The 19,807-nt window shown below is 62.2% G+C and carries 20 protein-coding genes; 7 read left to right on the forward strand and 13 right to left on the reverse strand.

Annotated features, from left to right (window positions below):
• The 3 genes from QM600_RS24885 to QM600_RS24895 all read right to left on the reverse strand — a co-directional run.
• Nucleotides 1–285: pyrroline-5-carboxylate reductase family protein (locus QM600_RS24885; protein ID WP_283264337.1), on the reverse strand; the 285-nt coding region annotated here is incomplete at its 3' end.
• 35 nt (nt 286–320) lie between these two features.
• Nucleotides 321–1,166 (reverse strand): thioesterase family protein, encoded by an 846-nt coding sequence (locus QM600_RS24890; RefSeq protein ID WP_283264339.1) that lies wholly within the window; start codon nt 1,164–1,166, stop codon nt 321–323.
• Nucleotides 1,166–1,810 (reverse strand): MerR family transcriptional regulator, encoded by a 645-nt coding sequence (locus tag QM600_RS24895; RefSeq protein WP_283264341.1) that lies wholly within the window; start codon nt 1,808–1,810, stop codon nt 1,166–1,168. The genes QM600_RS24890 and QM600_RS24895 overlap by 1 nt, the downstream gene beginning before the upstream one ends.
• A gap of 134 nt (nt 1,811–1,944) precedes the next feature.
• On the opposite strand from QM600_RS24895, the gene QM600_RS24900 reads away from it, so the two are divergent.
• The 4 genes from QM600_RS24900 (at nt 1,945) to QM600_RS24915 (ending at nt 7,921) form a co-directional block, all read left to right on the forward strand.
• On the forward strand, nt 1,945–2,562 hold the full coding sequence (locus QM600_RS24900; protein ID WP_283264343.1) for a TetR/AcrR family transcriptional regulator: 618 nt from the start codon (nt 1,945–1,947) through the stop codon (nt 2,560–2,562).
• A gap of 155 nt (nt 2,563–2,717) precedes the next feature.
• The gene (locus QM600_RS24905; RefSeq protein WP_283264345.1) at nt 2,718–4,184 is read left to right on the forward strand and encodes a wax ester/triacylglycerol synthase domain-containing protein; all 1,467 of its coding nucleotides are present in this window, start codon (nt 2,718–2,720) and stop codon (nt 4,182–4,184) included.
• A 3-nt stretch (nt 4,185–4,187) separates the two neighbouring features.
• Nucleotides 4,188–6,491 (forward strand): glycerol-3-phosphate 1-O-acyltransferase, encoded by a 2,304-nt coding sequence (locus tag QM600_RS24910; RefSeq protein ID WP_283264347.1) that lies wholly within the window; start codon nt 4,188–4,190, stop codon nt 6,489–6,491.
• Entirely contained in the window at nt 6,488–7,921 is a 1,434-nt protein-coding gene (locus QM600_RS24915) for an HAD-IB family hydrolase (protein WP_283264349.1), read from the forward strand. Before QM600_RS24910 ends, QM600_RS24915 begins: the two co-directional genes overlap by 4 nt.
• A gap of 112 nt (nt 7,922–8,033) precedes the next feature.
• Here QM600_RS24915 and QM600_RS24920 read toward each other — a convergent pair whose 3' ends face one another.
• Genes QM600_RS24920 through QM600_RS24930 form a run of 3 tightly spaced genes read right to left on the reverse strand, consistent with a single transcriptional unit; the run spans nt 8,034 to nt 10,937 of the window.
• Complete coding sequence (locus tag QM600_RS24920; RefSeq protein WP_283264351.1) at nt 8,034–8,867, reverse strand: sugar phosphate isomerase/epimerase family protein; 834 nt, start codon at nt 8,865–8,867, stop codon at nt 8,034–8,036.
• 7 nt (nt 8,868–8,874) lie between these two features.
• Entirely contained in the window at nt 8,875–9,987 is a 1,113-nt protein-coding gene (locus QM600_RS24925) for an Rv0497 family membrane protein (RefSeq protein ID WP_283264353.1), read from the reverse strand.
• The gene (locus QM600_RS24930) at nt 9,987–10,937 is read right to left on the reverse strand and encodes a Ppx/GppA family phosphatase (protein WP_283264354.1); all 951 of its coding nucleotides are present in this window, start codon (nt 10,935–10,937) and stop codon (nt 9,987–9,989) included. The genes QM600_RS24925 and QM600_RS24930 overlap by 1 nt, the downstream gene beginning before the upstream one ends.
• A gap of 66 nt (nt 10,938–11,003) precedes the next feature.
• On the opposite strand from QM600_RS24930, the gene QM600_RS24935 reads away from it, so the two are divergent.
• Nucleotides 11,004–11,789 (forward strand): DUF3109 family protein, encoded by a 786-nt coding sequence (locus QM600_RS24935; RefSeq protein ID WP_283264355.1) that lies wholly within the window; start codon nt 11,004–11,006, stop codon nt 11,787–11,789.
• Nucleotides 11,790–11,857: 68 nt separating this feature from the next.
• On the opposite strand, the gene QM600_RS24940 is transcribed toward QM600_RS24935, so the two are convergent.
• From QM600_RS24940 to QM600_RS24970, 7 genes are all read right to left on the reverse strand, one after another.
• Complete coding sequence (locus QM600_RS24940; protein ID WP_283264356.1) at nt 11,858–12,547, reverse strand: winged helix-turn-helix domain-containing protein; 690 nt, start codon at nt 12,545–12,547, stop codon at nt 11,858–11,860.
• Entirely contained in the window at nt 12,544–13,776 is a 1,233-nt protein-coding gene (locus QM600_RS24945; RefSeq protein ID WP_283264358.1) for a sensor histidine kinase, read from the reverse strand. Before QM600_RS24945 ends, QM600_RS24940 begins: the two co-directional genes overlap by 4 nt.
• 162 nt (nt 13,777–13,938) lie before the next feature.
• Nucleotides 13,939–14,694, reverse strand: a complete 756-nt coding sequence (locus tag QM600_RS24950) for a phosphoglyceromutase (RefSeq protein WP_283264365.1) — start codon at nt 14,692–14,694, stop codon at nt 13,939–13,941.
• Nucleotides 14,695–14,830: 136 nt separating this feature from the next.
• A complete protein-coding gene (locus tag QM600_RS24955) occupies nt 14,831–15,337 on the reverse strand; it encodes a type III secretion system chaperone family protein (RefSeq protein WP_283264360.1) in 507 nt (168 codons plus the stop codon).
• Nucleotides 15,334–16,692, reverse strand: coding sequence for a D-inositol-3-phosphate glycosyltransferase (mshA, locus tag QM600_RS24960; protein ID WP_283264361.1), 1,359 nt, complete (start codon nt 16,690–16,692; stop codon nt 15,334–15,336). Before mshA ends, QM600_RS24955 begins: the two co-directional genes overlap by 4 nt.
• Nucleotides 16,693–16,704: 12 nt before the next feature.
• Nucleotides 16,705–17,532, reverse strand: a complete 828-nt coding sequence (locus QM600_RS24965; protein WP_283264362.1) for an alpha/beta fold hydrolase — start codon at nt 17,530–17,532, stop codon at nt 16,705–16,707.
• Nucleotides 17,478–18,704 carry an MFS transporter gene (locus tag QM600_RS24970; RefSeq protein ID WP_283264363.1) on the reverse strand — a complete coding sequence of 409 codons (1,227 nt, stop codon included), beginning with the start codon at nt 18,702–18,704 and terminating at the stop codon, nt 17,478–17,480. Before QM600_RS24970 ends, QM600_RS24965 begins: the two co-directional genes overlap by 55 nt.
• Before the next feature lie 111 nt (nt 18,705–18,815).
• Between QM600_RS24970 and QM600_RS24975 the strand changes: the two genes are divergently transcribed.
• Nucleotides 18,816–19,589, forward strand: a complete 774-nt coding sequence (locus QM600_RS24975; protein ID WP_283264364.1) for a PIG-L family deacetylase — start codon at nt 18,816–18,818, stop codon at nt 19,587–19,589.
• Between the two features lie 40 nt (nt 19,590–19,629).
• The coding region (locus QM600_RS29710) for a PaaI family thioesterase (protein ID WP_502943097.1) at nt 19,630–19,807 on the forward strand (178 nt) is incomplete at its 3' end.

The following is a 19,807-nucleotide window of genomic DNA, read 5'->3' on the forward strand; positions in this document are numbered from 1 at the left end:
TGAGACGATCAGCTGCTCGAGGTCACCGTCGAGATCAACCTTGGCAAGTTCGGTCAGTGCCGACTCGACGTCGTTCGGCTTGACCGCGACGACGATGACGTCGGCGCCTTCCGCGGCATCCGCGATGGTGCTGACCCGGATGGAGTACTCGGCGATCAATTCTTCTGCACGCGGCTGATACTGCTCAGCGACAACCAGATCCCTGATCGCGTGGCCGGCCTGCAACAGCCCGGAGATCAGCGCCTCGCCGATCTTGCCACCACCGATAATCGCAATTCTTGTCATGGTCGACAAGCCTGCCACGCCTGAAATGGACGTCCCTACCGGGGCATCATGGCGAGTTGCCGGCTCTGTACGACGACTGCGCCGGTGGAATCGAGGACGTCGTGGTCCTCCTCGAACCACGTGCTTCCCAGAACATCCGAACTCGCGCGCACACGCAGCCAACCTGGAGCGGGAAGTCGTCGCAGGTAGGTGGTCAACTGCACGGTCGGTGCCCACCCGAACAGTCCGCGATTCATCGTCACCGGGGCGCTGATGTCCCCGGTCATGATCGCGAACAACACAGCGGTGTCGACGTCTGCTTCGTCCTCGGGCCGCGGCCGCACCCACATCCGCACCTCAGGCTCACCTTGACTGCCGGTGAGGAAGTGCGCAGATGTCGTATCGATGCGCATGTCACAGCCCTGACCGACGTGCACGATCTGCGCCATCGGGTGATCGCCGACGACGGCAACAGCGTGCTCCGACGGTTCCTCAGGCATGTCGTCGATCGACGACGCTGTCACGAAGGTCGGATCGTTGCCGTCGGGAAATCCGAGTGTGACGGCGGCGCGGACAGCTACCCGACCCGCTTGACTCAATTCGACGTCCACCAACGCAACCTGGCGCCCCTGCTTCTGGATTGTCACTACCAGGTCGACATCGCCGGGATCGGGAGCTGCGAGATAGTTCGCACTGACTGCGAGGGGTTGCATCGCGAGCACGCCCTCGCTCTCCCCCGCAGCGTCTCGCAAGGCTTGCCGGGCTGCGGCTGCACAGACAGCCATCATCGACCCACCGTGAACCTTCGGACCGATAGTCCAGATGGGATCGATGGTGGCGACGAACCGGCCGTCGCCGAGTAATGTCAGACGGTTCAGGTCACGAAAAGGGCTGGTGCTCATCAATTTTCCTCATTCAGTGTTTGGCCGGATTCAGCGTTGTCCGAGTGTTTAGCTGCTGCAAGGTCTTGGTGAGCCAGCCGCCGCAGGGCGGTGAGGACGGGCTCGTACATCGCGGTGCCGAGAACGGCATATCTAATCGCTTCTTCGGTCGACGCGGTCGGCATCAACTCGATTTCCACCTCGGCGATCGCCCGGATGTGTTCGCCGTACGCCCGCAAACGAGTTGCCGACAGAGTTAAACCCGCATCCTCGAGTCCGATCAGCGCTTGTTCCAGGTGCGCGACTGCGACGTACCTCGGCTCGTACACCTGACCCAGGAACTCCAGAACCTTCTTCGATCTGGGGAATTCGGCGTCCGGGGCAACGTCGACATACGGAGGCAGTTGCGCAATCGCCCGGCCGAACGTCTCGAACTCCGAGTACTCGGTCGCCTCGATCAGTCGCAATACCGCCCGAATCCGCGGAATGGTCAGTCCGGCCCCGGAGAGTGCCCTGATCAGTCCGAGCCGACGGATGTGCTCGCTGCCGTATCGAGCACCTGTTGCACTGGTGGGCTCGCCGGGCATCAACAGGCCCTCACGCAGGTAGTACTTCACGGTGGGCAGTGCGACGCCGGATCGTGCCGACAGTTCGGAAATCTTCATCGCGCTCCCGTCACAAATTAGATATCGATACTATCCAACAGCTGTCCTGTGCCGGATCCAGACCCCGGGTTGCACTACGCTCAGACGTTCTAGCGAACACTATGAAGAGAAGTCGAGCGGAGCTCACAGGCACCATGGCAACAGAAATGAATACACCGTCGGACACCTGGCGCACTGTCGAGCCGCTGACGTTGACACCCCTGCTCAGCGCAGCCCTCGAGGTCTTCCACGAGTTCGGATACCACGGCGCCTCCGTCCGCGATATTGCCAAACGTGCCGGTGTCACCGTTCCCACGTTGTACTACCACCACGGAAACAAACAGGGCATCCTCGTGGCACTGATGATGACCGGAATCGAAGAAGTCACCACCCGCGCCCGCGCAGCGGTCGACGCCGCAGGACCCTCCCCGACCGATCAGTTCGGCAACCTCGTCGAAGCGTGCGTCCTCCACATGACCAGTCGCGCAGACATCGCATTCTTGGATTCCGAACTGCGTTACCTCGAGGACGAAGAACGAAAAGTCTACGCTGCCAAGAGAAAACATCTCGAGAACCTCCTCGCCGACGTGTTGGCCGCGGGTGTAATCCGAGGCGAGTTCGTTGCGACCGACATCGCCGGCACCGTCCGAGCCCTCTTAGGCATGTGCCAGTCAGTGGTTCTCTGGTTCCGACCCGACGGTCCCCAGACGCCCACAGAAGTGAGCCTTCTATATCGCGAAATCGCATTGAAGGCTGTCGCAGTTTCCAATTAGCACCTCGATGTAACGGGCAACCATCCCATTTGACCGTTTAGGTGAATGTCACAGCGCGTCGCTGACACCGAAACCGGGACGCACCCAGGGTCGCGGGTCCACACTTAGACACAGAACGACGGGGTGGACCCGAAGACCGAGGGAGTTCTTGAAGTATGGCCGACAACAATCCATTTGTTCTTCCTAGTGCGGTCGACGTCGACCTATCCGCGGTCGCGTGGGGCGCGAACCGGACGATGTCCGATTTCGAGACCGGGATGTGGCGGATGGAAGAAGCGCAGCCGCAGTTGCGTTCGCCGATCGTCGCAGTTGAAGTTCTCGACCACGCTCCCGACTGGGACCGCCTGACCGAAGCACTCGAGTGGGCTTCGCACATCGTCCCGCGCATCCGCATGCGCGCTGTCGAACCTGCCCTGCAGCTCGGCAATCCGGTCTGGTCCGTAGATCCCGAGTTCGACATCGGGTACCACCTGCGACGCGTGCGCCTGCCCGCTCCCGCAGATTTCGATCACGCTCTGCGGATGTGCCGGCACCTGGCCACCGAGCCTTTCGACAAGGCTCGTCCGCCGTGGAACGCGCTACTCATCGAAGGTCTCGACGACGGTCGCGCGGTCTTCGTCGTCAAGACCCACCACTCCATCACCGACGGCATGGGCGGCATCCAGATGATGACGCTCCTGCACAGTCGACGCCCCGACCACTCCCCCGACAAGCCGGATCGCACTCCGCCGCCCGCGGAGCGTTTGTCCTCGTTGGGCGCTTTCGGCGAAGAGGTGGCGGGCGATATCCGACGCGCCCCGTCCCGGGTGGCCAAGCTCGTTCGCGGCGCCGCGAGCATCGCAGCCATCGCGATCACTCAACCGATCGATACCGCCACCGAGGTCCTGGGTTACGCCAATTCGCTCCGCAGAATTGTCACACCGCCGGCCCGGTCCGGTTCTCCGCTGCTCCGCGAACGCGGACTCGGCCGCTGGTTCGGAACACTGGAAGTTGGTGTGCCCGAGCTCAAAGCGGGCGCCAAGGCAGCCGGCGGTTCCCTCAACGACGCCTACGTCGCTGCGCTACTCGGCGGATTCCGTCGGTACCACGACGCATGCGGGCAGTCGGTGAACAGCATCCCGATGGGTATGCCGGTAAGTATGCGCAGCGGTTCGGATCCGGCCGGCGGCAACAGGTTTGCCGCTGTGCGCTTCAGCGGGCCGATCTCCGAAACTGACCCGGCCAAGCGGATCCGGCAAGTCCACGAAATCGTCCTGAACCTTCGTGAAGAACCTGCCCTCGATGCCCTCGACGTTGCGGCGCCGATCCTGGCACGCCTCCCGAATCAACTCCTCGCCAGCTGGTACCTGTCCCAGTCCACCGGACTCGACCTGCAGGCGAGCAACGTCGCCGGCGTTCCTGTTCCGGTATATCTGGCCGGAGCGAAGATCGAGCGGATGTTCCCGTTCGGGCCCGCCCCGGGCTGCGCCGTCATGGCAACGCTCGTCTCGCACGTCGGAGTGTGCTGCATCGGAATCAACCTCGACACCGCCGCCGTCACGAAACCTGCACTGTTCATGGAATGCGTGCAGGAAAGCCTCGACGAGATAGTGGCGCTCGGAACTCTTACGGAAGGTGCGTGAGCCATGGCTACCAGCGCAACCCGCCCGCAGGTGTACCTGACGGAGACCATGACCGAAGCCGAAGCCGGTGTCCTCCGAAAATGGCTCGCTGACAAGGCACAGGGAACCACGAAGCCGGCGACAACCGTCGCCATCACGGACCGCACCCTCGCCGATCTCGCCCGTCGAACCGACGATCCGATGCTCACGCCGCTCCGAGTCGTGTGGTTGCCGGACACACGGACCGAACAGAACGTCGTCCGTCGCGTTCGGAATGCACTGGCACCCCGGGACCCGCTACATCCCGGACGCAGTGCTCAACGTCGCACGCTGCGCACCGATCCTTCGCGGTGTCAGGTCATCGAAGGCGAACCGGCACCGCTCAGCGACCTGGCACGACGCCTCGACGAGAGCGGCAGTGGTTCGCTGCCCGAGTTCATTCGTCGTCAGGCTGCGTTGACTCTCGAGCGAACCGAACTCGGGTTGATCGGTAACCAGTACAAGGTGTCGCGATTCGTCGTCGACGAAATCACCGATACCCGCCGCTTCACCACCGAGACCATGGCTTTGGCCGACCGCCTCGGCATCGCCGTCTCGGAGGTCGATCGGAGAGCCCGCGAATCACTCCACGAAATGGTCGCTACCCAATCCCGCGAGGCCATCGCGGTATGGGATCGCTTGGGACGCTATTTCTCTCGTGCGTACACCATCGATGTCGACACCAGCAGATTCGAAGAACTGCGGGAGCTCAACAAGGAACATTCGCTCGTGTTCCTCCCCAGCCACCGCTCCTACCTCGATCCGCTGGTGCTACGCCCCGCACTCATCAAGAACGGACTTCCGCTCAACCATGTTCTGGGTGGGCTCAACATCAGCTTCTGGCCGATGGGTTCCATCCTCAAACGCAGCGGCACGGTCTTCATCCGTCGTACCATCGGCGACGACGAGGTCTACAAGTGGTCGATGCACGAGTACATGCGTTACCTACTCACCAAACGCTTCAACCTCGAGTGGTACATCGAAGGTGGCCGCGGGCGCACCGGAAAGCTGCGTCCACCGCGCTACGGACTGATGACCTACCTGGCCAAGGCATTTCAGGTCAGTGGTGCTTCCGACGTCTATCTCGTACCCGTCGCACTGAGCTACGACCAACTCTACGAAGTCGGAGCCATGGCCGCCGAAGCGCTCGGGGCCGAGAAGAAGCCCGAAGGATTGGGCTGGATGATCGGCTATGTACGGGCGCAGGGCAAACGAAACGGCGTCGCACACGTGACGATCGGGCGCCCACTCTCCCTCGCTGATGCACTCAGTCAGGAACCGGACCAGCGCCTGGCAATTCAGAAAGCCGCAATCGAGGTGTGCCACCGCATCAACGAGGTGACTCCGGTGACGGTTTCCTCCCTCGCGATGCTCGCGTTCCTCGGCATCGAGGATCGCGCACTCACCGTCTCCGAACTCACCGCCATCCTCGAACCGCTCTTCCGGTACATCACGGCGCGCAACCTTCCGCTCGCCGGCGACGTCGAACTCGACGATCCGCACGTCATCGAGAAGGCACTGCAGACGCATGTCGACTCCGGCGTGCTGATGCACTTCGACAAAGGCGGCGAGAAGGTCTTCTACCTGGGCAAAGATCAAGGTCTGGTCGCAGCGTTTTACCGCAACAACACCATTCACTTCCTTGTTGTCCGGGCAATCGCAGAACTGGTCCTGCAAGCGATGTCGGAGAAGAAGTCCACCGACCCCATCATCGACGGCTGGAACGAGGCCAAACGCATTCGCGACTTGATGAAGTTCGAGTTCTTCTTCAGCGACCGGGATACCTTCGAAGAAGAGATGCGCACCGAACTGCACTTGATCGACCCCAATTGGGCTTCGATCGCCGCAGACCCGGAAGGTGCCTCGCAGATCGTGAAGGAGATTCGGCCGTACCTCGCGCCGCGGGTGCTCCAACCATTCCTCGAGGCATACCAGGTAGTCGCCGATCAGTTGGTCCTGGCACCGGTCTCGAAGTCTTTCGACGAAAAGGCTTTCACCCGAACCTGCATCGACGTCGCCCACGAACGACGGTTGCGCCAGCAGATCGCCAGTAGTGAATCAGTATCCGGTGAATTGTTCGCCACTGCAATGAATTTAGCCCGCAATCGCAATCTCGTCGAAGCCGACGACAACGAGGTGATGGCGCGCCGGGCAGCGTTTGCCGAGGAAATTCGGGTACAGGTCGAGCGATTGCGCCACATTCGACGCATCGCCCACGCCCGACTCGAGGCATTCGAAAAACCCGATGCAGCCGAGAACACCACCCTTGACGAGGGAGCAGGACTGTGACCGGACTCGAACGTCTGCACGCCGCGATTGCCGCGGCACCTCCCGGACCTGACACCATCGCGGCATTCGACCTGGACGGCACCCTCATCAGCGGGTACTCCGCCAGCGTTGTATATCGGGATCGACTGCGCCGCTTGGATATCAGCGTCGGAGAACTACTGCGCACCACCGGTGCCGCCATCGACACCCAGTTCCGGGGTGCCGACGTCGGCGCCCTGATGGACATCGGCGTCCGTGCACTGGCGGGCCGTACCGAAGAAGAGTTGAACGACTGGGGAAATCGGCTCTTCAAGCAGGAAATTGCGGCGATGATCTACCCCGATGCGCGCGGACTACTCGCAGCGCATCGCAAGGCCGGTCACACCATCGTGATGGCAACGTCCGCCACTCCGTTCCAGGCACGCAACGTCGCCGAAGATCTCGATATCGAAGACGTCCTGTGCACCCAACCCGAAGTGGTGGACGGCATGCTCACCGGCGAACTGACGACGCCGGCACTCTGGGGTCCGGCCAAGGCAAACGCACTCACCGAGTATGCCGAAAAACGTGGCGCGGCCATGAGCGATGCTTTTGCCTATTCCAATGGCGCCGAAGATGTTCCGATGCTCGAAGCCGTCGGCCGGCCGGTTGCACTCAATCCGGATCGCACACTGGCCAAGACTGCCAGGCTCAATGGTTGGCCCTCGGTCACGTTGCCCAAACCGCAACGCGGCGCTACTCCCATCTCCACCATTCGCACCGTCACCGCGATGGGAGCCCTCGCCGCTACCGCCGTGGTGGGAGCGTCGGCCGGATTGGTCATGGGCAACCGGCAACTGGGAGCCAACCTCGTCGGAACCTATGGTCCGGACATCTCACTGTCACTACTCGGCATCGACGTCGAAATCGACGGTGAGCACAACGTGTGGGATCAGCGTCCCGCAGTCTTCATGTTCAACCATCAAAGCTCGTTGGACATGCTGGTTCTGGGCACCGTCATCAAACGCGACGTGACCGGAGTAGCCAAGAAGGAAGCAGCCAACGACCCACGGTTCATACCGATCGGGGCCTTGCTGGACGTGGCGTACATCGATCGAAGCAACACGGACAAGGCAAAAGCCGCACTACAACCCGTCGTCGACAAGCTCAAGAGCGGTGTCTCCATAGTCATTGCACCGGAGGGAACCCGCTCCCCCACACCGAAACTCGGAGCCTTCAAGAAGGGCGCCTTCCATATGGCGATGCAGGCGGGTGTTCCCATCGTGCCGGTCGTGATTCACAATGCGGGCGAGCGTATGTGGCGCAATTCTCTTGTCGCACATCCGGGTCCGGTCTACGTCTCGGTTCTCGATCCCATCTTCACCGAAGACTGGAAACTCGAGGATCTCGATACTCGTATCGAGGAAGTTCGAGCGAAGTTCGAGGCTGCGTTAGCCGCCGGACACCGCTGAGTCGGCGGTTTCCCCACAACAGCACGGTTGTGGGGAAACTATTCGATCGTCATCAGTTGACGGGGCACCGCGCGCGACAATCGTGTGAACTCGAAGAGAGTTCAGCCGATGACTACACGGCAAGGTGCTCGCGTGCAAACGCGAGCGCCTGCGCCAGCATCGACGACCTCTCGCGTCGGGTCCGAGCATTTTGTGTATTGATTTCGATGACCGCCTGGCCGGTAAACCCGGTGGAGACAAGATGTTGGCACAGTTCGGCGCACGGCTGTGAACCGTGCCCCGGAATCAAGTGCTCGTCCATCGACGCTCCCCGACCATCCGCCAGGTGCAGATGCTGGAGTCCGGAACCCATTCGCGCCGCAAGTTCGAAGGCGTCCATTCCCGCAGTTGCGGTGTGGGACAGGTCAAGTGTGTAATGCGCGTGATCGGAATCGGTGGGATCGTACGACGGGCTGAAAGCCGACAATGCGGCACCCGGACCGCCGCGCTTACGAAGCCGCTCTGCTGATTTGTCCTTGCCGCCGAAGAAGCTGTCGGCGCGCATCGGAAACATATTCTCGACTGCCACGACGATACTGCTTCGTGATTCGAGTTCTGCCACCTGATCCGGAAAACCGTCGGCGTACTTCCGCTGCCAACGGAACGGCGGATGCACGACCACTGTGGCAGCGCCCAACGTTTCCGCAGTGCGTACCGAACGCTCGAGCTTCTCGATCGGATCGGCGCCCCATACCCGCTGCGAAATAAGCAGGCACGGTGCGTGAATCGCCTGCACCGGAATCTGGTACTTGCGTACCAATGCTGCAACTGCGCCGATGTCCTGGCTGACGGACTCCGCCCACACCATCAACTCGATACCGTCGTAACCCAGTTCAGCCGCATAGCGAAACGCCGCTTCGGTGTTCTCGGGATACACCGAAGCCGTCGACAAGCCCACAGCAATCATCGGCAAATCAACCTGAAGTCAACAAGAACGCCAGCGGACCCAACGTCACGATCATGCCGACAACCACCGCGATCACGAAGCTGGTGATGTCATCGGTTTTCCGCAGAACTCGAACAACCGCAACCAGGCCGACGATCACGATCAGCGCAAGAACCAACGCGACCCACGGAAGCACGTCCCACAGCTTCTCGAAGCCCTTGAACATCGCGCCGCCGATGATGAGAGCAACAACAACCTGCCCGGCCAGCATCGCCCATTCACGGATGGAACTGCGATTATCGGATTCTGCTGTTTCAGCGTCCTCGGTTGCTACGTGCACCGGAGCAGCCGCCGCGTCCACCACTGGATTCTCCGTCGGAGAACCCAGTGCACCCGTCACGTCTACGACGGCAGTCTCGGCGGGATCCGCGTCGACCTTGTCGGTCACCTTGTCCATCAACTCAGTGCTGACATCCACAGTCGGAGCAGTCGGAACAGTCGGAGCGACGCGGGGAGGCAGAATGGGCGCGCGCATAGCCGGCCTCTGCGCGTTCTGAGCGACCTCACGCTCTTGACGCATGAGGTCACCGGCCAACGTCTGGCCCGACAGCAATGCGGGCTCCTGCGTCACTCGGGCCGGGCCGGCCGGTATCGATTTAGGAGGCCCTGCTGGTTGCTTCGCCGGCGTCCGGCTCACCCACTGACCCGGCACGCTCTTGGAGACCGGCGTGTGGAGATCGATCTTGGTCTCGTCGACGGACTGCTCGACGGGCTTCGTCTCGACGGGCTTCGTCTCGACCGGCTTCGTCTCGACAGGCTTCGTCTCGACAACCTTGGCCACATCAGGCTTCGCCTCGACAGGCTTCGTCTCGACAACCTTGGCCACATCAGGCTTCGTCTCGACAGGCTTCGTCTCGACGGCGGCTTCCGGTTCCGTGACAGCTTTCGATTCCGTGACTACGTCGGGCTCAGCGGCCGAACGGGAACCGGCAGGCCGAACGATCGGAATCTCACCGGTCAATTCCGCTACGGAGATACCGCCGGCAACACCGCGGCGTCGACGCCCACCTCGGGATTCGACGCTCTGACCGTTCCGCTTGAGCAGTTCCGCTACGGAAATCTGCTGACTGTCCTCGGTCATCAAGCACTCACCACCAATTCACCGCCCATTTCTGTGTCGAGCTTTCGCAGAATCAGACCTTCGCGCAGTGCCCACGGACAAATTTCCAGTTCGTCCACTCCGAGCGCCCGCATGGTTGCTTCCGCGATGAGCGCGCCGGCCACAATCTGCTGTGACCGATCCGCACTCACTCCTTCCAATTCTGCACGGTCCGACGCCGTCATCCTGGATATGAAGGCTATGAGTTGCCTGAGTCCGCTGGCCGTCAGGGTCCGTTTGGCGCGCGGACCGGCTGCCGACGGCGCTGCTCCGGTGAGTCGCGCGAGTGAGCGGAAGGTCTTCGAGGTGCCGACGGTCCGGTCCCAATCCCCCGCTGCGCGGAGCTCCTTTGCTGGTCCGAGGAGTTCTGCGTCCAGCCAGTCTCGCAGTACGGCGACGCGACGCTTGCCGGGCGGGTCGGCGTGGAGCCAATCACGGGTCAACCGTCCGGCACCGAGTTGGAGTGAGAACGCGACATCCGGATCTTCGTCGCCGCCGGCTGTGAGTTCGAGAGAACCTCCACCGATGTCCAGATTGAGGATGCGTCCGGCGCTCCAGCCGTACCAACGGCGAACCGCGAGGAAGGTCAATCGGGCTTCGTCGACGCCGGAGAGAACCTCGAGCCGGACGCCGGTTTCTTCACGGACCCGGGCGAGGACGGCTTCGGAGTTGTTGGCGTCACGCACAGCGGAGGTGGCAAACGCCATCATCTCCTCGCACCCTGACGTCTTGGCGATTCCGGCGAATTCCGCCACCGTCGAGACGAGGCGATCAGCTCCGGAAACCGTGATGTCTCCGCGGTCGTCGGTGTTCTCCGCCAGCCGCAAGGTGGACTTGGTGGAGCTCATGGGTGTGGGGTGGCCGCCGCGATGGGCGTCCACAACCAATAGATGGACGGTATTGCTTCCGACGTCGAGTACCCCTAGTCGCACATCGCCACGGTACTGGGTCTACGGTCTGCCCTTGTGACAGCAGGTAACCCAGACCGGTCCCACAAGATGACTCCTAGCCCCGAGGTCGACCTCGACTTCCCTCGCGAGTGGGTCGAATTTGTCGACCCCGACAACTCCGAGCACCTCATTTCCGCCGATATGACCTGGCTTCTCTCGCATTGGACCTGCGTGTTCGGCACTCCGGCGTGCCAGGGCATTCTCAGCGACCGCCCGGACGACGGATGCTGCTCGCATGGCGCTTTCCTCTCCGATCAGGACGATCAGGACAAGCTCGATGCGTCAGTGAAAATGCTCACAGCTGACGACTGGCAGTTCATGGAGAAGGGTCTCGGCAAGAAGGGATACGTCGAGGAAGACGATCTCGAGGACGAGCCGGCGCTCCGAACTCGCCGCTACAAAGGTGCGTGCATTTTCCTGAACCGACCGGATTTTGCGGGCGGTCCCGGTTGCGCGTTGCACTCGATGGCTCTCAAGAAGGGCATCGAGCCCCTCGAAGTGAAGCCGGACGTGTGCTGGCAACTCCCGATCCGTCGTACCCAGGACTGGGTGGACCGCGCGGACGGAGTCCAAATCCTCAAAACCACCATCACGGAATACGACCGTCGAGGTTGGGGCGAGGGCGGCGACGAGCTCTCCTGGTACTGCTCGGGCTCGCCCGACGCCCATGTCGGCCAGAAGCAGGTGTGGCAGTCGTACGGTCCCGAGTTGACGGAGATGCTCGGCAAGGCCGTTTACGACGAGCTGGCGCGCCTCTGTAGGCGTCGTGCGGGGTTGGGGCTTATCGCAGTCCATCCGGCGACGACAATCGCTCAGAACAACGCTCAGCGCTGATCTACAAGCTCAGAAAATAATTCGGCCGCCCACGCAGTTGCATGGGCGGCCGAATTTTGTGATGCGGGTCAGCCTTCGAGCTTGTATCCCAAGCCGCGAACGGTGACGAGGTGTTCCGGCTTGGCCGGGTCGGCTTCGATCTTCGATCGCAACCGCTTCACGTGTACGTCAAGGGTTTTCGTGTCGCCGACGTAGTCCGCTCCCCAGACTCGGTCGATCAACTGACCGCGGGTGAGCACCCGACCGGAATTGCGGAGCAGGTATTCGAGCAGATCGAATTCCTTGAGCGGCAACGTGACCGGATTTCCACTCACCTGGACCACGTGACGCTCGACGTCCATCCGGACCGGTCCGGCTTCGAGCACACCGTTGTCCGACGCCAGATCCGCCTCGTTCTCGGCACCACGTCGCAGCACGGCACGGATACGGGCGATCAGTTCACGAGCCGAATACGGTTTGGTCACATAGTCGTCCGCGCCGAGTTCCAGGCCCACAACTTTGTCGATCTCACTGTCGCGTGCGGTCACCATGATGACCGGGACACCCGAACGGGTGCGCAGTGCCTTGCACACGTCGGTGCCGCTCATGCCGGGCAGCATGAGGTCCAGCAGGACGATATCCGCGCCACTGCGGTCGAATTCCGCCAGCGCCGAAGGTCCGTCGGTGACGATGGTCGTCTCGAAGCCTTCCTTGCGGAGCAGGAACGCCAGCGGATCCGCCAACGACTCCTCGTCTTCCACGATCAGCACACTCGTCATCGTTTGGCCTCCATGCCTTGATCTTTACTGCCTGGGTCTCGTCTGCCGATCCGCGTGGAACCGGTGGTTCCCGAATCGTCAGAGTCGATGTCGTCTTCTTCCACATGCGCTGGGATCTGCATCGTGAAGGTAGATCCGGTTCCTGGTTTGCTCCATAAATCGATGGAGCCGTTGTGGTTGGCTGCAACGTGTTTGACGATCGCGAGCCCGAGACCGGTACCGCCGGTCTGGCGTGAACGCGCTTTGTCGACGCGGAAGAATCGCTCGAATACACGTTCCTGGTCGGCTTTCGCGATTCCTTCCCCGCGGTCGGTGACGGCGACGGCGACGTTGTCGCCGCGCACCGACCTACTCACCGAGACGGGAGAACCCTTGGGCGAGTATGCAATCGCATTCTCGATGAGGTTGGACAGTGCTGTCACGAGCAGTGTCTGATCGCCGAGTACTTCGAGTCCACTGGGATGGTCGGTGGTGACGGTAATTCCGGCCGCCTCCGCGGAGAGTCTCGATCGCGACAGCGCTTCGGACACAACGGTATCCACATCGACGACATCGAGATCGGGAAGCTTTTCTGCTCCCTGTAGACGCGAGAGCGCGATCAGTTCGGTGACCATCTTGCCCAGCCGAATTGATTCACTGTGCACTCGTTCGCCGAAGTGCCGCACCGATTCCGGATCGTCTGCCGATTCCAGCAACGCCTCGGCCAGCAGGCTCATGGCGCCGACCGGAGTCTTGAGTTCGTGACTGACATTGGCGACAAAATCGCGTCGGGTCGCTTCCATCCGGACCTGCTCGGAATCGTCGTCGGCGAAAAGGACCACGAAATTGCGGTCGTCCTTACTGAGCAAACGCGCTGTGCCGCGTACCGCGATCCTTTCGCGGCCACGTTGAACTGTTTTTGCTGTCAGATCCAACTCGACGGGTTGACCGGTCTCGAGCACCTTCTGCGCGGCTTGCCAGGCCCGCTCCTCGACCAGTCGATTCTTGACGAGGCCGAGTTCTTCGGCTCGGGGGTTGAACAGCACCACGTCGTGGAAACCGTCAACAACGGCGATGCCGCTCTCCGAAGCCAACACGATCAAGTCCAGGACCTGCGACATGGTCAACCCGGTCTGCTCGGCAACTCGCTGTTTGTGGCGTGAGTTCAACCGCGGAATCAGCACACCCCAGACGAGGTACCCGACCAAGCCGCCGATCACGACCAGCAGCACTCCCGTTGCGACACTCACGGCGCAATCGTACGTTCGAGCGACGAGTTGGTTACGGCGGGTTCGGGCATTTCCACCCACGTAATCCACCCGGTGGACTGCGTTGGCGTGCTGTTCATCTTCTGTTGGCCGAAACCCCCCGAACTCACTGTTCGAGGGGTTTCGGAGGTCACCATGTCAGGACTACTTCGCGCCCTGATTCGCGACTGCGGCAGCGCCGGCGGCAGCAGCAGCGGGATCGAGGTACGTGCCACCGCGGTTGAGCGGCTTCAGGTTCTCGTCCAGGTCGTATCGCAGCGGAATACCCGTCGGAATGTTGAGGCCCGCAATGTCCTCGTCGGAAATTCCGTCGAGATGCTTGACCAAAGCACGCAGCGAGTTGCCGTGCGCGGTGACGAGCACGTTCTTGCCGGCGAGCAGGTCCTTCGAGATCGTGTCTTCCCAGTACGGGATGAGTCGCTTGACGACGTCGAGCAGGCATTCGGTCAGCGGGACCTCACCGATATCCGCGTACCGCGGATCTGCGTCCTGGCTGTATTCGCTGCCGGCTTCGATGGCGGGCGGCGGGGTGTCGTAGCTACGACGCCACAGCATGAACTGCTCGTTGCCGTATTCCTCTTTGGTCTGCGCCTTGTCCTTGCCCTGCAGAGCGCCGTAGTGGCGCTCGTTGAGGCGCCAGTCGCGTACGACGGGGATCCAGTGGCGATCGGCGGCGTCGAGCGCGATGTTGGCGGTGCTGATCGCACGGCGCAGCAGCGAGGTGTAGAGAATGTCGGGAAGGAGGTCGTGCTCGGCGAGCAGTTCGCCGGCGCGCTTACCTTCGGCCATGCCCTTGTCGGTCAGGTGGACATCCACCCAGCCGGTGAACAGATTGAGTGCATTCCATTCGCTCTCGCCGTGGCGGAGCAGGACCAGGGTTCCGATAGTCATGCCGTCAATCCTGGCACGAGCGCATCCGAGAGCGCCGACCACCTTGGCTCTGCGGTACGCACGTGGGTATTTCTGCACACAAGTCCGCGCGATTCGCGGGAAAACGCATTCGCGTACAACTTGTGTGCGCTCAGGCTCGGGTGATCTATTCGGCCGTCGGCGCCGAAGGCGATTCTTCGATGAGATGCTTGAACGGTTGCAGGTTCGCCAGCGACTCGCCGCGCGAAACGCGCCACGCCCACTCACGCTTGATGGACGAGAAGAAGCCGAGTTCGAGAATGACGTTGAAATCGCCGTCGGCGGCCTCGAGTACCTGGCCCAGAACCCGGTCCAGTTCGTCGCCGGTCACAGCATGCTCGGAGATCTTGCCGACGAGATAGATGTCCCCGACCTTGTCGAGGGTGTACGCCACCCCGTACAGGCGACGGTTCCGCTTGAGCAGGAACTTGTAGACGCCCTCGAAGTTCTCGTCGACCTTGCGGCAGACAAACGCCTCGACGCGGACACCGTGGTTGCCGACGGTCAGCAGCGTCGACGTCTTGAGCTTGTGCTCACCAGGTAGTTCGACGATGAAATGGGCGTCGTCGCGCTTGGTGAATTCGAGTTCGCGCTCGGTGAGTGCCTGCTCGATCGTGTCCGAAATGCTGCTCATGTACGCACTCCCCCGGTCCGTCGCAAGCGCCACAGACCCCGCACGCGGCGGGGCGAGAAGTCACTGGGACCGGTTCCGTTGTTGTAGTTGATGCCGGCTTTGCGATAGCTCTCGAGCAGTCCGTCGGCAGTGTGTTCCCACGAGAAATCCTCGGCGTGACGGGGTGCTTGCTGCGCAAGGGCAGCCAATCGAGCTGGCTCGGTGACCAAGGATTCGAGGGCACCGGCCCAGTCCTCGGTCTTGTGCCCCTGCACCAGCAACCCTGTTTCACCGTTGCGCACGGCAACGCCCAAACCTCCGACGTCGGCGGCGATCACCGGCGTTCCACACGCTTGCGCCTCGATGGCCACCAGTCCGAAGGACTCCGAATAGCTCGGCACTGCAACAAGATCCGATGCCCGGTATACGTCGACCAGCCGCTCGGGCGCCTGCGGCGGCATGAAGGTCACCTGCGCGGTGATGCCGAGACTGCGTGCCAGTTCGATCAATACGTCCGGCCGAGCCAGCCCGGTTCCGGAAGGTCCACCCACCACCAGGATGCGCAGCGGCAGTCCAGGCTGACGAGCAATGACCTCGGCCGCGGCACGCAGCAGTACGTCGGGGGCCTTGAGCGGTTGGATGCGCCCGACAAATGTCACGATCACTTCGTTCGGGTTCAATCCCAACGACGCACGAGCCTGATCGCGGTTACCCGGCCGATAGCGAGTGAGGTCCGCCCCCGGGGCGACGACGTCGATACGCGTCGGGTCCGCCCCGTAGAACTCGTGGAGCGCTTTAGCTTCGTCGGTGGTGTTCGCGACCAGTCGATCGGACTCGGCAACCACCTGTTGCTCACCGATCTGACGAGCCGCCGGTTCGGGAGTATCACCCTCGGCCATCGACAGGTTCTTGACGGCAGCGAGTGTGTGCGCGGTATGGACGAGTGGCACACCCCAGCGGTCGCGCGCCAGCCAGCCGACCTGACCGGACAACCAGTAATGCGAATGGATCAGGCTGTAGTAGCCGGGTTCATGACGCGCTTCCTCACGCAGAACTCCGGCGACGAATGCGCAGAGTTGCGTCGGCAGATCCGATTTGTCGAGGCCTTCGAACGGCCCGGCGGCGATGTTGCGCACCCGAACCCCTGGTGCAGCGTCGACGACGGGTGCGTCTGCGGACGACGTCGCGCGAGTGAAAATCTCCACCTCGACGCCACGTTTTGCGAGCTGAATCGCGGTTTGCAGGACGTAGACGTTCATCCCACCTGCATCACCGGTGCCTGGTTGCGCCAAGGGCGAGGTGTGGACCGAGAGAACGGCCACCCGGCGAGGGCGCGAAGTGTGCGTGGGATTCACGGTTCCATAGTGCCCCCTCACCGGGTTCTAGTTCTAACCGAGGCCGGTGATGAAGTCGCTCACTTCCGACACGAATCGGCTGGGGTCTTCGACGAACGGCCCGTGATTACACCCTTCCCAGTACGACGCCTGGGCCTTCGGAATGAGTTCCTCGGCGTGCTTACCTGCGCTCACGTCGACGACGGAGTCCTCCGTGCCGTGCAGAACGAGTACCGGGATGTCGAGGGAGCGGAGCAGTTCGTCGTGACCGACGGCACGGTTGAACAGTGCGGCGCGCACGCGCGGACGGGTCGAGAGGCTGTAGCCGAAGAGAGCCTGCGATTGAGCTCCCTTGCCTTCGGGAGGTCCCGTGAGGGCATTGCCGAAAGCGCCGAGTGCGCGGATCGCCTCGCGGGGATCTTCGGACATCGCGCCGGGAACTGCGCTGCGCATCGCCGATCCGACCTTGCCGCCCTTTTCACCGCGTCCGATGCTGGTGATCGCGCCGACCAGAACGGCTCCGGCAACCGCGCCGGTGCCATGTGCGGCCAGGTAGTCGCAGATCACCAGTCCGCCGTACGACCAACCGAGAAGTACCGCATTCTCGGTGATGCCCTCCGCCGCCAAGATTGCGGCAACGTCGCCGGCCCAGTTCGCGGACTCGTCGTAACCGGCTTCCGGGGCGTCGGAGTAGCCGTGTCCACGGAGATCGACGGCGATCAGCCGGTACTGCGACGCCAGATCGCTCAGGACCTGCTCGCCCCAGCACTGCGAGGACTGCGCCCAGCCGTGCAGCAACACGAGTGGTGTCGCATCAGGATTTCCGGTTACTCGATAGACGATGGACGTGCCGTCGACGCTGACGGCTTCGCGAATAGACATGCCGTCACGATAGAGGCTGTGACAGCGGCACCGACGGCAAGCATGTAGGCGGAGTGCACGTCGTACCGGTCGATCAACTGCCCGGCCAGTGCCGATCCGAACGCCACGCCCACACCGAGTCCGGTGACGGTAAGCGTCATACCTTCGGTGAGTTTCTCGGGTGGAACGATCTGCTCAACGAGGGCCGTAGCGATGATGAGCGTCGGCGCGATGGTGGCACCGGCTAGTACATAGGCACCGGCCAGGGCCGCAACATTGCCGACGAGCAAGAGTGGAACGCTCAGAATCGTGACGGCCGCCGAGGCGATCATCAGTTGTCCTCGCAGCGATCTCCGCGGGTGCATGGAGCCGAATATCAGGCCCACGAGTCCCGATCCACCGGCAAACAGTGCGAGGAGGACTGTCGCGGAACCCGGTGAGTTCTGTTCCTTGGTGAATGCGATGGCCCCCACGTCGATGACGCCGAAGATGGTCCCCAGCATCACCATCACGGTGATGAGAATCCACATTGCCGGGTTCGCGAGTACCGAACGGCCACGGCCCGGTCGACGCGGATGAATCTTGGGTTCCGTCGATCGTTGCGCCACCAGCAGGAGCGTGCCGACAACCAGCAGGATCAGTCCCACCAAGGGGCCGGCTTCGGGAAAGAGGCCGATACTCAATCCGACCGAGACGACGGGGCCGACGACGAAGCAGAGTTCGTCGACCACGGATTCGAAGGCGAAGGCCGTGCGCATCTGAGGCTTTCCGGCGTAGATCGCAACCCATCTGGCTCGGACCATGGCACCGATGGTCGGAGTCGCGCCGGCCGGGACGACAAGAGCGAACAGCAACCAGACCGGTGCTTCGAACCTGACCGCGAGCAACAGCGTGCCGATCGACAGGGCACTGACCGCAGCGGCTAACGGCAGTACTGCCCGCTGACCGAATCGGTCGACGGCACGGGAGACAGCGGGCGCGATCACGGCGCACGAGAGCGCGAACACCGCAGCCAACGCGCCGGCAAGGGCGTAGTCGCCACGTAATTGCGAGATCATCGTCACGATCCCGATACCGATCATCGCAATCGGCAGTCGCGCGATGAATCCGGCGGCCGAGAAGGCCACTGATCCGGGAGCGGCAAAGATCTCTCGATAGGCGCCCATCAGGCTTTTGTCAGCGGATTCGGTCATGACTGCTTCTCGTACACCGATCAAGGTTCACAGAGCCGAGGCCGTCTCAACAAATCGATTTTCGTGTGCGCTCAGGTTGAACTGTCGGTAACTTGCCTTACGATTGCGCGAATGAGTGTCCTGGTGTTGTTCCACGCCCATCCCGATGACGAAGTATTCATTACCGGTGGCGTTATGAGAATGGCTGCCGACGCAGGCCATCGCGTCGTAGTTGTCACTGCCACCGACGGCGCCTTGGGTGAATATCCCGACGGCCTGCTCGATGATCACGAAACGCTGGCTCAGCGTCGTAGCCGCGAACTCGAGGCTTCCACCGACGTCTTGGGCGCCAGCCGAGTTGTATCGCTGCATTACCCGGATTCGGGGATGGTCGGAACGCCCGAGAACGAAAACCCCGACGCCTTCTGCAACGCCGACGTCGACGAGGCGGCCGAGCGTCTGGCCGAGGTGCTCCGTGAAGAAAATGCCGACATCCTGACGATTTACGACTCCAACGGTGGTTACGGTCACCCGGACCACATTCAGGTCCACTATGTCGGCATCCGGGCCGCGGAACTCGCGGGCACCCCGTACGTCTACGAAGCGTCTACCAACCGCGATCACATGAAGATGCTGATGCAGGCCAACCCGGAGTGGACGGACGAGGCGCAGCCGCCGGACATCGAATCCTTCGGGCTACCGGCCGAACAGCTCACGACCGCTGTCGACGTCAGTTCGGTGATCGGCTCCAAGCGGGCCGCCATGTACGCGCATGCCACTCAGATCGGCGATTTCGGGCCGTTCCTCGAAATGCCAACGGAAATGCTCACAGCAGCATTCGGCATCGAGTGGTTCCGACGACGCAATGCGCCGGCCGGACTGGCGGAGTCTGCACTTCCGCTGTAAACCTCACATTGGCTTCGGCATCTGGTTAGCATCGGTAGGTATGGATCTCGAACAGCTTGTAGCAACAATGCCGTTTGCAGTACATACCGGAATCGAACTGGACAGCGCGGCCCCCGAACAGGTTGTCGGGCATCTGGATTGGGATAGCCACCGCACCACCGCGGGCAACGGAATGCACGGCGGCGCCTTGATGACGCTGGCAGACAGCGTCGGCGCCG

The sequence above is a fragment of the Rhodococcus sp. IEGM 1379 genome (assembly GCF_030056815.1).
Taxonomy (GTDB): Bacteria; Actinomycetota; Actinomycetes; order Mycobacteriales; family Mycobacteriaceae; genus Rhodococcus_F.

Coding starts and splice junctions, on each gene's coding strand:
- QM600_RS24905 (WP_283264345.1), top strand. CDS start 2,718: ATGGCCGACAACAATCCATTTGTTCTTCCTAGTGCGGTCGACGTCGAC.
- QM600_RS24975 (WP_283264364.1), top strand. CDS start 18,816: ATGAGTGTCCTGGTGTTGTTCCACGCCCATCCCGATGACGAAGTATTC.
- QM600_RS24970 (WP_283264363.1), bottom strand. CDS start 18,704: ATGACCGAATCCGCTGACAAAAGCCTGATGGGCGCCTATCGAGAGATC.
- QM600_RS24895 (WP_283264341.1), bottom strand. CDS start 1,810: ATGAAGATTTCCGAACTGTCGGCACGATCCGGCGTCGCACTGCCCACC.
- QM600_RS24965 (WP_283264362.1), bottom strand. CDS start 17,532: ATGTCTATTCGCGAAGCCGTCAGCGTCGACGGCACGTCCATCGTCTAT.
- QM600_RS24925 (WP_283264353.1), bottom strand. CDS start 9,987: ATGACCGAGGACAGTCAGCAGATTTCCGTAGCGGAACTGCTCAAGCGG.
- QM600_RS24920 (WP_283264351.1), bottom strand. CDS start 8,867: ATGATTGCTGTGGGCTTGTCGACGGCTTCGGTGTATCCCGAGAACACC.
- QM600_RS24935 (WP_283264355.1), top strand. CDS start 11,004: ATGACTCCTAGCCCCGAGGTCGACCTCGACTTCCCTCGCGAGTGGGTC.
- QM600_RS24910 (WP_283264347.1), top strand. CDS start 4,188: ATGGCTACCAGCGCAACCCGCCCGCAGGTGTACCTGACGGAGACCATG.
- QM600_RS24900 (WP_283264343.1), top strand. CDS start 1,945: ATGGCAACAGAAATGAATACACCGTCGGACACCTGGCGCACTGTCGAG.
- QM600_RS24955 (WP_283264360.1), bottom strand. CDS start 15,337: ATGAGCAGCATTTCGGACACGATCGAGCAGGCACTCACCGAGCGCGAA.
- QM600_RS24940 (WP_283264356.1), bottom strand. CDS start 12,547: ATGACGAGTGTGCTGATCGTGGAAGACGAGGAGTCGTTGGCGGATCCG.
- QM600_RS24890 (WP_283264339.1), bottom strand. CDS start 1,166: ATGAGCACCAGCCCTTTTCGTGACCTGAACCGTCTGACATTACTCGGC.